The sequence below is a fragment of the Gammaproteobacteria bacterium genome (genome assembly GCA_013816845.1).
Lineage (GTDB): Bacteria > Pseudomonadota > Gammaproteobacteria > DSM-16500 > DSM-16500 > Aquicella.
Genome location: JACDDU010000005.1, coordinates 228,005 through 240,882 on the forward strand (window position 1 = coordinate 228,005; position 12,878 = coordinate 240,882).

The window sequence follows — 12,878 nt, forward strand, 5'->3', positions numbered from 1 at the left end:
ATGATCAACATTGGCATTCCCAAAGAAATTTTCCCAGGTGAAAATCGTGTTGCCGCTGTTCCCGAAACTGTAATGAAGATGATTAAAGCAGAGCTCAAGGTAAAAATAGAAACGGATGCTGGGCTTAGCGCTTTTATACCGGATGCTGATTACGACAAAGCAGGTGCAGAAATCCAACCCACCGCCGCGTCTTTGTTTAGTGAATCTGATGTTGTTTTGAAAGTCCAACGCCCTTTGGATGGTCCTGACCATACGGATGAAATAAATCTTCTTAAAGAGAAAAGTGTTTTAATTTGCCCGCTTTCCCCCATGCGTTATCCTGATCTTTTAAAAAAATTAAATGCGAAAAAAATTACGGCTTTTTCACTTGACTTACTACCCCGCATTGCACGCGCACAGTCCATGGATATTTTAAGTTCCATGAGCAATCTTGCAGGGTATAAAAGTATCATTATGGCTGCCGATCATCTTCCGAAAATTTTTCCAATGATGACAACCGCTGCGGGCACCATCTTACCCGCTAAGGTTATCGTGATTGGTGCAGGGGTGGCCGGATTGCAAGCCATCGCCACAGCGCATCGTTTAGGTGCGGTTGTTCTTGGCTTCGATACGCGGCCCATTACAGCTGAACAAGTGAAAAGTTTAGGCGCAGATTTTGTCAGTTTAGAAACAACGCATGAAGCAGAAGATGCTGCTGGGTACGCAAAAGCTCATAGTGCGGCATTTTATCAACAAGAACAAAATATTATTGAAAAATACTTACCCCAAACAGATGTGATTGTAACGACCGCTTTAATACCCGGTAAACCGGCACCTTTGTTAATCACTGAAGCAATGGTGAAACAAATGAAACCCGGTTCAGTGATTGTTGATCTTGCGGTTGAACAGGGCGGAAATTGCGAGCTTGTTGAGCCTGGAAAAATAGTTATTAAGCACCAAGTCGTGATTATTGGTGTGATGAATATCCCGAGCACCATGCCCCTGCAAACAAGCCAGCTTTATTCTAAGAATATTTTTAATTTTTTAAACTACATTTTACCGCAATTAAAAGCGTCGCAGTTTGATTTCACCGACGATATTATTAAGGGATGTTTAATTACGCATGATGGTGAAACGATCCATCCTTTACTGAAACAAGCAGTTAATCTATAAAGCTTCTTATAAAGGAATATGAAAGATGCTGAGTGAAATTGGAATAGCGGATGTCTATCTTTTTGTTCTAGCGGGTTTTCTCGGTTTTCAGCTTATTTCGCGCATCCCGCCGTTGATGCATACCCCCCTCATGGCTGCAACGAATGCAATAGCAGGTATCGCATTAATTGGCTCCATTGCAGTGGCGGGTGAAAATTATAATATAGTGACTAACATTTTGGCGTTCATTGCAGTGACTTGCTCGACGATCAATGTCGTCGGTGGTTTTTTAATTACCGATCGTATACTTCGGATGTTAAAAAAAGGTGATAAGAAGAGTGTGAAGCCATGAGCATATTGCAAATAAGTTATTTAATTTCCTCCGTTTGTTTTATCCTGGGTATTAAAGCATTAAGTTCACCAGAGACGGCAAGACGAGGGATGCACCTTGCAGCGTTGGGTATGCTTATTGCAGTAGTAAGTACACTTTTATTTTATCCCATTGTGACCTATAAATGGATCATCGCAGGTTTGGTGCTGGGTACAGTTTTAAGTTTGCCCATTTCGTTATGGATTCCTATGACGAAAATTCCGCAACGCATCGCATTTTCTCATGCCGGTGGTGCCCTTGCAGCTTGTTTAATTGGTATTGCCGAATATTATCGTTATCGCACTTCGCTTGGTCATGTGAGCATGGGGATCATTTGTATCGAAGTGATGTTAGGCGCACTAACTTTTACGGGCAGTTTGATGGTAGCTGGTAAATTACATGGCATATTGCCGGCCCGACCGCTAACTTATAAAGGACAAAACATAGTTAATATTTCTTTATTCTTTATCATGGTGGCGATGTTAGTTTTTCTCAGTCTTAACCCTCAAATTAATTTCCTTTTTTATGTCTTGTTAACGATTGCATTTATATTTGGTGTTTTTTTAGTGACACCTATTGGTGCCGCAGATATGCCCGTCGTCATTGCTATCTTTAATTCCTACGGTGGCCTGACGGGTGCAGTGATGGGTTTTATGCTAGCAAACCGCATTCAAATTATTACCGGAGCTTTGGATGGCGCCTCGGGATTTATTCTTTCTATTTTAATGTGTAAAGCCATGAATCGTTCCATCTTTAATGTTTTATTCGGTGCATTTGGCAAAGTTGCAAATGCACCCGATCCAAGCACTAAAAGTAATTCCACAAAAGAACCACAAACCATAACGGTTGAAGAAGCACTTCAATTTTTTGAAAATGCAAGATCAGTTATTATCGCGCCAGGTTACGGTATGGCCGCAAGCCAGGCTCATCATGCATTGAGAGAGTTTGTTGATAAACTTAAAGCAAGCGGTATTAGTGTAAAATACGCCATTCATCCGGTTGCCGGACGTATGCCAGGACATATGAACGTACTACTAGCTGAAGCGAATGTCCCCTACACAGATTTATTTGATATGGACGAAATCAATCCTGAATTTTCTCATGCAGACATTGCATTGGTGGTGGGTGCTAATGATGTAACTAATCCATCGGCTCGCTATGTTAAATCCAGTCCAATTTATGGTATGCCCATTTTAAATGTTGATAAAGCTAAGAAAGTTATTATCTTAAAACGAAGTTTGAGTCCTGGTTTCTCCGGTGTTGAAAACGAACTTTATCAAAATGATCACGCATGGTTATTATTTGGCGATGCAAAAGAAAGTCTCACGCAACTTGCTTATGGTTTTAAACGCGGATGGTGATAATTCATTAATAATTAGAAGAGTAAGTTTAATAGGTTAAAAATGTAGGGGTACCAAGAGAATAGTATCCCTACATTTTTTTTAAAATACTAAAATACTAATATTAAATTTTAATCTACACTTTATATAGTTATTTAATGACCCAATCTGGCATGGTTAACAAGCGTAGGCGATGCAAATTTATCATTAGCATCCTGCTTACCAAAAAGCTTGAGGGAGTGCTTAACTTTTTCAATTTTTTTCATACGTGTTTGTAACAAAGCAATATATTCTCCTGTATTTTCCTTAGCTTGTAATTTTTCCAATACGGCTCTAGCGGTGGGTAAATTCGTATTATTAATAATCGTAGAAAACATCAATTTATTATTTTTAGATTCAGCAGCTAATAAGGATTTTTCCTTGATTGGATCAATCCGATTCGAATTCGCTGATTTTAATGAACGATCAATTTCTGCTTCTACTAAAATAGCTTCATTATGTTGATGTTTTAACGCTTTCTTTTCCAATTTTTCTGTATGCCATTTCAAGTAAGTTTCCGCATTGGTTAACGTAATATCGTAATTAAGGAATTCCGAACAAGCTTTAATCATTGCATCTGATTCTTGCCATTTGTCGAGGCCTAACTGTTTCAGTTGATCTGCTTTAAAAGGAACATTGCTTTCTTGATAAATAAACGCTTGTGTTATTTTTTCAGGAAGTAACTCAATGAATTGTTTGAATTGAAAGGTATCCATATAAAACTTTCTATTTTCTGGATTTAAAGCAAGCTCAACTTCAGGTGAAAAAAGTTGGGCAAGTCCTTTTTGTTTAGCTCGCGTTAGATAATTACTTAAATGAACAGCAAAATCATTCAGCTCGTTTGCGGTTAAACAACGCGGATTCGCAGTGATAGATTGCATTTCCGTGGTAATCTTGTTTGCTTGTTCTTGGACGAGTGTTGCAGTTTCATTATAGCGTGCAATATACCGAGCATTAGCTTTAATGGCGTTAAAATCAAGCAGCTCCCGGAAGATGGGGGCGTTGCGGATATTTATTTTACACCATTCAGTGATAGCATCATTCATCCAATTGTCTTCAACTTCAAGACATAAATTTTCAGCAAATTGTAAGGCTTCGGTGGTCAGTTTCCTTCGGTCGCCTTCTCTAAGAGTTGGTAATTCACTTTCCTTTCGATCAGGAAAAATACTTTTGAAATCAGGAAAAGTTTCACTCATTTTCGCATCGAAATATTGACACTTCAGTGAAGTTAAATCTCGACGAAATGGCGTAAGTTTTTCCAAAACGAATTGTGTTAAATCATAAGTATACGATTTTAAGAGCTGATCTTGCTGATCAATGATATCGCTTACTGGCGCTATGGTTGTATATAATAATTCTTCTAACGGTTTTTTTATGGTTGATTCATTTTTATCAAGCACGTTTAAAACTAAATTGGCGTAGGCTTCAAAAAAATTAACATAATCGAAAAAGAATATTTCATAGTCGACTTCTTTTAAGGTCTCATCTAATTCTCTTAATTCGTCATAAATGAAATCTTTCACTACATCATCTTCAAGGTGAAAAGGATAATCCCCTTCTTTAAAATTAGTTTTTATTAAAGCAATGGTTGCCTCAGCAATTTCATTACGTTTCTTCGGATCCGCAGTATATTTGGCTAATAATTTGTCTAAGGGTTTCATTAAGCTCGTGTCATGAATTGAAGTATGACTCAAAGTTTCTTTCATGAGATTTTGGGTAACTTCCACAATGCCTGTCAAACATTCTCTTAGTAATAACGTCGTATTAACTTTACCCAATAATAATTCTGTAGAATTAGTCTCCAAACGCGCGGCGAGTTCAAGGGCTGCGATGGGGCCAATTTTAGGAGTTAATAAATCAAGCGTTTTTTTTGCGAGCTCTTGAGGTAGCATGAAATATTCCTATTATTATTATTTTTCATTGTAATTATTTTATGTGGTTCTATCCCAAACTAACAATTGCCGATTCGAGTTGTCAAGTCTAATTACAAGTTGATTTTAAAAGAAATGATTTCGGTGATCTGTTACAGGCATACCTATTCTTTCGAATTGGGTTTTTTATACGAGGTGACTTCTTTATCGAAATTAATATTCGGTAAGATACGATCTAACCATTGGGGGATATACCAATTCCAATCCCCTAATAAACGCATAGTGGTTGGAACCAATAATAATCTAATTAAGGTAGCATCAATGGCGACTGCGAGTGCGGTACCTAAACCAAACGCTTTAATGAACACGATATCAGCAGTTACAAAGGCACCCGATACAATCACAACTATTAGAGCTGCACTGGTGATAATTCGGGCACTTTTTTCTAAGCCAAGGGCCACACTTTTTGTATTATCTTTGGTTTGTTCATAATATTCTTTGATACGGGATAATAAAAAAACTTCATAATCCATGGAGAGTCCGAACAAAGCAAAAAATAATAGGATAGGAAGGTTCATGTCGGTAAAGCCAACCGGCGTGAAATTAATAATGTTAGCAAAGTGACCCTCTTGAAAAATAAAAACTAACATGCCGTAACAAACACTCAAACTTAAAAAATTCATGAGGATGGCTTTTAGGGGGAGAATAAGTGAACGTAATAACCACACGAGCGCCAAGTAAGTTACAATGCTAATGACAATAACCACCTTGATAAATAAGTTATAAACAATATGCAAAGTGTCGATGATGGTGGCGGAAGTTCCTGCGACTTGTTTCGTAATGTGACCACCAATTTTGTTATGGCGCACGGTATCAACTAAATCAAAATTTCTTACATCATCTTTTGAAAACTTACTTACGACACTCATGATTGTATACTTGCCTTTTGTGCTGCCTTTAAAAAATTGCTTTTGGTATTCATCAAAAGGTAAGGGCGACGACGCATAGAGTTGTTGATACTGCTGTTTAGTTAATCCAGATTTAATCGTAACGATACTTCCTACACGTTTCACCCGCGGATCCTTTTTTAAGTGTTGCGCATAATCATATAAATGCGAAATATTATTTTTAGAGATAATCGATTTATTTTGCGATTTAAAAAGAATAAGCGTTGGCGTTAATTCATTGGCATTAAAATTTTGTTCAAATTGATCAAGTAACTGGCGGCTTTCGACCCACGTTGGTAAAATTTTCGCATCAGAACTATTAAGTTTAACGTCCAAAAAGGGATAACCTAGTAATAATAATATCCCAATCGTTGGAATTAAAAATAAAAATGGGAAACGCATGACCACCATAACAAAGCGGTACCACCGATGATTATGAACGTCTTCGGTTGTAAAATGTTTTAACTGGGGAATGGTCGACGTTACATTTTTCTCGAGAATGCAAAGTAAAGCTGGTAGAAAGGTAAGAGAACACAATACGGTAATGGCGACGACCACAACTCCTGCAATTCCTATGGAATAAAGCATGTTGATCGGAAAGAAAATTAATGATGCAATACTAATTAAAACAATAAGACCACTAAAAAAAATGGATTTACCGGCAGTCGCTAGGGTAATTTCAATCGTTTTTTTGCAGTCATGCCATTTAGCATGTTCTTCTCGAAAGCGATAGGTAATGAGAAGGGTATAATCTAAACTAAGGCCCAACCCCAACATGGTTGCAATATTTAAAACAAACACCGTTAAATCGATTTGATGGCCCAATATATATAAAATTGTGCTAATGATGATGATACAAATGATACCGGAAATGATGGGGATGAATGCAGCAACAATGCCGCCGAATACAAAAATAAGAACTACAAAACAAATGGGTAAAGCAATTAATTCTCCGCGAATTAGATTGATCTCACTAAGACGATACACATCAGCAATGTAAGAAGGTTCTCCACCAATAAACATTTCAATATTTTTAGGTTGACCTAATGCATTACGAATATCATTCATGGAACTTGCTAATTCTTCTGCAGTAGAATTGGTTTCAACCACTGCATATGCTTCTCGTTCCGAGGCGGAAATTTGCCGGGCATTTTGGTAAGGTGATATAACACGATGTTCGAATGACAGTTTCTTTAACCCATCGAGTGACTTTTTAACTTGCGTAGTAAATGGAGCATGATTAGCATTTAACTTATCACTTTTATATAAGACAAATAATCGCGAACCGCCAAAAGGTAATTCTTTCTCCATGATATTAGATGCTAACGTACTTTCCGCTTTAGGGTCTCTGACTTCTCCAATCTTAAAAGGCTTACCAGCATAGGGAAGGTAAATTGTACATATCACTGCTGCTATGATCCAAGAAATCACAATGAGCCAATGTTTTTTTTTCCTGGAAAATTTATCTCTCATAGAGAGTTGCAAGTCCATTTATTTTGACAGGTATCTCTATTTTACCTTATTAGGTCAGTATATTTGTTGACCAGATCTTACAAAATGGCAATCCTTTATGCATAACAATCGCTTCTAAAATATAATTTGAGTTTGATCAATGAATTACGCAAGAAAGGTTGAAGGTTAAGTTTAATTTTTAATAAGTTTATAAATGAATGTTGCCAAACGAATTTTGTAGTGTTGAGTTATTTTCTCCAGCTAAATTCAAGCTTTTCCCCTTCTGCCAGGTAACATCATGAGTTCAATTCATAAATTCAAATAATTTGTTCTTTTATCCGCGTATGAAATGGTAAATCGAAAATATGTTTTGCCCAATTTTTAACGAGGGCTAAAAGCAATATGTGTGTAAAATAAATCCTACAAACATATTAATAAAAATATTAAAAAAAAAGCAATATCCACATGATTCTAAGCAAATACTTTACTAAGTTGGTATAGTAGTTTCTGAATTGTGGTTGTTGGAATCAATCGTCATCAAGATAAAGTCATTGATCAAAAAAATTAAAAAAAATTACAGATTAAAAACCCAGCGAGTATTAAAAAAAATTGATAGCGTTTTAAAAAATGACAGCAAAAATAATGAATAATGAAATCATTGTATTAATACATGGTTTGATGCGATCACATCGAAGCATGTATCGTTTAGAATCTTATCTCCTCAAGCAAGGGTATGAAACTTATAGTTATCATTACCCATCGACTAAATATACGATTAGTGAACATGGGGTTCAATTTCAAAGTTTTATTGAAGGTTTATTATTAGCAAACGCTAGTAAAAATTTACATTTTATTACACACAGTCTCGGCGGTATTATTGCGAGAGAAGCACTAAGTAAGCTTACTCCCAAAAAATTAAATAGATGTAATTCCTTAATTATGCTCGCTCCGCCTAATCAAGGATCTTTGCTTGCAAAATTATGCTTAACCATTACTCCTTTTCTTTCGTCATTCATAAAGCCACTAGCTGAGCTAAGTTGTGATCATGACGCTTATGTTCATCAAGTTGGCGTGCCTGAACAAGTAAAAATTGGAACGATAGCAGGTAGATTTGATGCGAAAGTGCCGCCATCTGCAACTCACATGAGTAGGCAAAATGATTTTGTCATCATTAACTCGACTCATACTTTTATTATGAACCATCCAAAAACAAGAAAGGTCATTCTTAATTTTTTGCAAAGCGGAAATTTCTGATACGCTTGATTTTATTTGAAATATATTTGATATAGCTTATTAGTAAATATATTTTTCGGGTCATAAATTTTTTTAAGTTCGATTATTTTTTCATATCCTGGATAAGCTTGTTTAAATTGAGATTCACTCGCAAAATTCTGATAAGGTAAATAATAATTCCCATCCATTGATAATGTGGTATCAATCAATTTTCTCGTCCATAATTTAGTATGTTCAACTTCTTTTCCCGATAAATCTTGATTGAAGTACAAAACAATAGCAAAACAATTATTTTTTACGTAGGGTAATAAAATATTCGATTCCGTAGGGACATATCGAATAGTAACATTAAGCAAATTGACATTGTTTTTCAAAATAACAGAGCTTAAAATTTTTATAAATTGAGGAAATTGATCAAGAGGAATGAAATATTCTTGTAGCCAATCTGCATTATATTTACTGTAATAATCCGATGCGAATTTAACTGGCTTTTCCATCGCATTATTTCTAGTAGCAACATGATTATTATATATTTTGCGAAAAATTCGTTTCTCCATGTTCCAGCGCACTTTTTTACCTAACTCACCGTGTCTTGATATATTGAATATGGGCGTGAGAATTACGTTCCACTTATCAGGATTATCTAGGGAAATTATGTGAGTGGATAATTCTTTAGTATCTGTGTAAGTAATAACATACATATCTTGTAAAAAACTGGAATGAGGTATGATGTTTAAATGCGCATAAAACAAAGTCACATCTTTATTATTTAATATCTTCTCGCGAAAATAAACCGGAAAATTATCTACATTAGTTTTTTGATAATGACTAACAAGTAAGTTGTTATCAGTTAATTGCAGCGTTATATTAGTAATAACTCCGAATAATCCGTAACCTCCTATCACTGCTGACCACAATTTTGGATTCGTAGTTGGTGTTACAGAAACCTTTTGACCATTCGCGAGCAATATATCAAATGCCACAATACTATTTCCAACAGCACCTGCTCGAAAATCGTCTCCATGCGCATTAACACTCATTGATCCACCTACTGTAAAGATATTAGGTGATTGCATGGACTTGATCGCTAAGTTGTATGGATTAATATATTTCTGCAAGTCACTCCACGTTATGCCACTTTGCACAGTAACTTGTTTTTTCTGGGTGTTAATTTTTAAAACTCGATTGAATGAAAGCATATCTAATTCAATTGCATTAGATGCAAGTGATTGCCCACCCTGGCTGTGTTGTTTGCCCATAATGGCAATTGGAATATGTTCTTCATGCGCTTTTTTAATTGCGTTTAGGATGTCAGTTTCAGATTTAACACGTATGATGCGTGATACTTGTGTTGCGTTAATTCGTCCATTGTCATTTAAGGTAACGGCAAATGATGATGGACTAAAAAGTATTATTAAGGCTGCTTCAAAGAGTAAATGTAAAAAATTTAGTTTTTTTAACATATAAATAATACTTTATGAGGGCCACATTGGTAGCTGGATATTTTAGCATAAAAATTACGCAAATTCCCATTCGTCTACAATATCTGCTTGATTTATCTTAGATTGGGTTCATTCTTTCAATAAACATGATAGGAGATTTAACAAGGTGGTTAACCCATTATATAAACGTGCATCCTAATGCACCATTACTAAGAACAATTGAGCTATGATGGAGTGCACCACATCTAGCTCATTTAAAAGATGATGATGTATACGTGTGTTTATATTATACGAATTTTAAAATCACCCGGTAAAATTTTAAGCGAGCACTAAAATGGCTGATGATATTGATATTTTATTAAAAGAGACGGCCTCATCAAAAAAAACTTTGTCCTTAACGACGTTATTAACCCTCTGGTATAACGATAATAGGATCTCCGATTTCATTGCATTCCTGCGTAAAATTAAAGACCCTTTAACTGATGCAGAACAACTTTTTTTATTGAAATTTATTTTAGCTACCGCTATTCACTGGGACAAAGGCTGGTTTAATTATACTAATGTCATGGGCAAGCTATTTGATTTGAATTATGCTGATAGTATTGCTAAACAATGCTTATTTAAACTTTTAATCTATGATGAAAAAGTTGGCAGGGCCATGGCGGTTCCTATTCTAAAAGATGATTTTATTCTTGATATATTAATAACAAATAAGCAACAAGATTTGTTCTTACTTTTACTTACTTTTGCGGAAGAGAATTTATTTTTTAACGTTTGCAATCGGTTAATAAACCGAAAATCATGGATTGAATTTGCGACCATCCTTATAGATCGCGCTCCACTTTTTAAGTTTGAACTTCCGCAAGTGTTGCGCGTTGCTATTGCAAATCTGAACAAACCCGCACCGCTCACCTTTTTCGCACCTTCATTTGTGGTTAAAGAAAATGAAATGGCATTATTTTTAAAACAAACGGGTTGTGTTAACTATGAAAGTGGATGCGAAAATTTATTAGCGCCCCGTTGTCAAATCAACCCCTATAGCCATTACTATGATACGCAATTTTCCGGTTCAATTCATGCGAGTGAGGTCGCACAATTAATTCATGCTTCCGCAAAACAATATTTTCAAGGTCATTTTCATATCGAAAAATTTAATAATAAAACAATGTTATTGCACCTCGCCCTAGAATTTAAGGAAGAACTTTTTGCATATGATGTTGCAGCAGCAATGCATTTGACCCAGGAGTTATTAGCTTGGCTTGCTATTCAAAATGGTTGTAATGAAGTGCTAAAATTAGTTTTAGCGAGCTCAAACAAGCTCAATATTTTATTTCATCAAGATGATCAAAATTGGTTACATCACGTTGCAAGACGTGGGGATGAAGAGACTCTTAATCTAATGATTTCAGCACTTGGCGAAAATGTTTGCAACCTTTTAGTCAATGCTAAAGACAGAAGGGGTGAAACGCCTGCCTTTGCCATTGCGAATCAACCCACTGAAAGATTAGAAGCAGTTTTAACTATATTTTTGAAATTAGGGGCGAAGTTTGAATTAAAAAATAAGGAAGGAAAATATCCTGCGCAATCACGCTGTGAAAATACGAGCTTACCGGCGCGAATAACAATATTTAAAAAGTTAGCGATTAGAAATATCCCCAGCCTTAATAACGCTATCTTATCAAAAGATATTACTTCCTTGCCGGAAGTAATAGAAGAGGCGTCGCTTGAAGCGTTACGCAGTATTTTTTTATATACCTCAGAGGAAGCAATCAAAGTACCGATATTAAAACCTAAACCCCATTTAGGGGGCGGGATGTATTGGTCGGAAAAGCGAACCCTTATTGAACGAGCCATTTACGAGGGTTTTGAAGAAGTCATTAAATGCTTAGTTGATAAGGTATTGTTGAATGAGAGTAACTTTACTAAGCAAGAGCAGAAAAATATACTTAAAGATATATTACAATATGCAAATGATGTTTATCAATTAAAATTCACTGATAAAGACCATCAAGCTATCATTGATTATTTTACTAATAAGTTAATGGATCAAACCCTTGTTCCTTCTTCCCGAACTTTAACAATGGGTTAAGTGAATCTAAGTGTATCGGCTACTTCTAATGAACTTGCTGCTTAACCGATAGAATCATTTTATTTTTGATAGAAAGAAATGGTGTAAATTGCTTTTGCCTGCATGCAAAGCATCTTGTGCTTTGATTTTAGTAGGCAAGACTAATTTCCGATTTTACATCGGTTTTATAAGATGGGGTTAGTTTTCTGTGCGGCAAATTAATTTTGGATTCGCTATTGAAAATATACGATTGCTTATCAATAAGAGAATGGAAAGAAGAATTTGCAAGTAGGGGATAAGAGCCCGATCGTTCCCTAACACTTAATGAAGTGAGATAAATACTCACTTCATTAAAGCGCCGATTTATTCCAATTAGCTGGGAATTAATTCTTCCGAGAAAACATTAATTATTTCTTCATTAAATGCAGGAATATCTTCAGGTTTACGACTGGTTACAAGGTTTAAATCTCTTATGACTTCCGCATCATGCCACTTGGCGCCCGCATTAATTAAATCTAATTTAATCGAAGGCCATGAAGTTAATTTACGATCTTTCACTATTCCTGCATTAATCAGCAACCATGGGCCATGACAAATTGCGGCAATCGGTTTATTCGCTTGATTCATACGTTTGACAAAATTGATCGCCTCATCGTTAAGACGTAATTTGTCGGGATTAATAACCCCTCCTGGTAATAACAATGCATCATACTGTGTGGGATCTGCATCATCGAGTAAAACGTCGACTTTAAATTCATCTCCCCACTCCGTATGTTTCCATCCTTTTACTTTATCTTTCTCAGGAGAAATAATATCAACTTTCGCACCCGCCTTTTCTAAGGCAGCTTTAGGATCAGTCAATTCCACTTGTTCAAATCCATTTGTTACTAAAATTGCAATTTTCTTACCAGTGAGATTCTTTGTCATGGGCGGTTTTCCTTGTCAAAAAGATAACCCTGCTAAGGGCAGGGTTATCTCTACTTTT

General features: G+C 35.8%; 9 protein-coding genes. 5 read left to right on the plus strand and 4 right to left on the minus strand.

What is annotated here, in order from left to right; translation table 11 throughout:
- Positions 1 to 3 precede the first annotated feature (3 nt).
- Genes H0W64_10765 through H0W64_10775 form a run of 3 tightly spaced genes read left to right on the plus strand, consistent with a single transcriptional unit; the run spans position 4 to position 2,862 of the window.
- Positions 4 to 1,152 carry a Re/Si-specific NAD(P)(+) transhydrogenase subunit alpha gene (locus H0W64_10765; GenBank protein MBA3662203.1) on the plus strand — a complete coding sequence of 383 codons (1,149 nt, stop codon included), beginning with the start codon at positions 4 to 6 and terminating at the stop codon, positions 1,150 to 1,152.
- A 25-nt stretch (positions 1,153 to 1,177) separates the two neighbouring features.
- Positions 1,178 to 1,483 carry an NAD(P) transhydrogenase subunit alpha gene (locus tag H0W64_10770; protein ID MBA3662204.1) on the plus strand — a complete coding sequence of 102 codons (306 nt, stop codon included), beginning with the start codon at positions 1,178 to 1,180 and terminating at the stop codon, positions 1,481 to 1,483.
- Positions 1,480 to 2,862: an NAD(P)(+) transhydrogenase (Re/Si-specific) subunit beta gene (locus H0W64_10775; GenBank protein ID MBA3662205.1), complete on the plus strand. Its 1,383-nt coding sequence runs from the start codon at positions 1,480 to 1,482 to the stop codon at positions 2,860 to 2,862. The genes H0W64_10770 and H0W64_10775 overlap by 4 nt, the downstream gene beginning before the upstream one ends.
- 134 nt (positions 2,863 to 2,996) lie before the next feature.
- On the opposite strand, the gene H0W64_10780 is transcribed toward H0W64_10775, so the two are convergent.
- Positions 2,997 to 4,772 carry a hypothetical protein gene (locus H0W64_10780; GenBank protein ID MBA3662206.1) on the minus strand — a complete coding sequence of 592 codons (1,776 nt, stop codon included), beginning with the start codon at positions 4,770 to 4,772 and terminating at the stop codon, positions 2,997 to 2,999.
- A 143-nt stretch (positions 4,773 to 4,915) separates the two neighbouring features.
- Positions 4,916 to 7,171: an MMPL family transporter gene (locus tag H0W64_10785; GenBank protein MBA3662207.1), complete on the minus strand. Its 2,256-nt coding sequence runs from the start codon at positions 7,169 to 7,171 to the stop codon at positions 4,916 to 4,918.
- A gap of 606 nt (positions 7,172 to 7,777) precedes the next feature.
- Between H0W64_10785 and H0W64_10790 the strand changes: the two genes are divergently transcribed.
- Positions 7,778 to 8,404 carry an alpha/beta fold hydrolase gene (locus tag H0W64_10790; protein ID MBA3662208.1) on the plus strand — a complete coding sequence of 209 codons (627 nt, stop codon included), beginning with the start codon at positions 7,778 to 7,780 and terminating at the stop codon, positions 8,402 to 8,404.
- Between the two features lie 11 nt (positions 8,405 to 8,415).
- On the opposite strand, the gene H0W64_10795 is transcribed toward H0W64_10790, so the two are convergent.
- The gene (locus H0W64_10795) at positions 8,416 to 9,846 is read right to left on the minus strand and encodes an FAD-binding oxidoreductase (GenBank protein MBA3662209.1); all 1,431 of its coding nucleotides are present in this window, start codon (positions 9,844 to 9,846) and stop codon (positions 8,416 to 8,418) included.
- Positions 9,847 to 10,159: 313 nt separating this feature from the next.
- On the opposite strand from H0W64_10795, the gene H0W64_10800 reads away from it, so the two are divergent.
- Entirely contained in the window at positions 10,160 to 11,914 is a 1,755-nt protein-coding gene (locus H0W64_10800) for a hypothetical protein (protein MBA3662210.1), read from the plus strand.
- A gap of 351 nt (positions 11,915 to 12,265) precedes the next feature.
- On the opposite strand, the gene H0W64_10805 is transcribed toward H0W64_10800, so the two are convergent.
- A complete protein-coding gene (locus H0W64_10805) occupies positions 12,266 to 12,820 on the minus strand; it encodes a type 1 glutamine amidotransferase (GenBank protein MBA3662211.1) in 555 nt (184 codons plus the stop codon).
- Between the last annotated feature and the right edge of the window lie 58 nt (positions 12,821 to 12,878).

What these genes read in the sequence shown, in the direction of transcription:
- H0W64_10770 (MBA3662204.1), top strand. Translation starts at nt 1,178, where the DNA reads ATGCTGAGTGAAATTGGAATAGCGGATGTCTATCTTTTTGTTCTAGCG.
- H0W64_10775 (MBA3662205.1), top strand. Translation starts at nt 1,480, where the DNA reads ATGAGCATATTGCAAATAAGTTATTTAATTTCCTCCGTTTGTTTTATC.
- H0W64_10780 (MBA3662206.1), bottom strand. Translation starts at nt 4,772, where the DNA reads ATGCTACCTCAAGAGCTCGCAAAAAAAACGCTTGATTTATTAACTCCT.
- H0W64_10785 (MBA3662207.1), bottom strand. Translation starts at nt 7,171, where the DNA reads ATGAGAGATAAATTTTCCAGGAAAAAAAAACATTGGCTCATTGTGATT.
- H0W64_10790 (MBA3662208.1), top strand. Translation starts at nt 7,778, where the DNA reads ATGACAGCAAAAATAATGAATAATGAAATCATTGTATTAATACATGGT.
- H0W64_10795 (MBA3662209.1), bottom strand. Translation starts at nt 9,846, where the DNA reads ATGTTAAAAAAACTAAATTTTTTACATTTACTCTTTGAAGCAGCCTTA.
- H0W64_10800 (MBA3662210.1), top strand. Translation starts at nt 10,160, where the DNA reads ATGGCTGATGATATTGATATTTTATTAAAAGAGACGGCCTCATCAAAA.
- H0W64_10805 (MBA3662211.1), bottom strand. Translation starts at nt 12,820, where the DNA reads ATGACAAAGAATCTCACTGGTAAGAAAATTGCAATTTTAGTAACAAAT.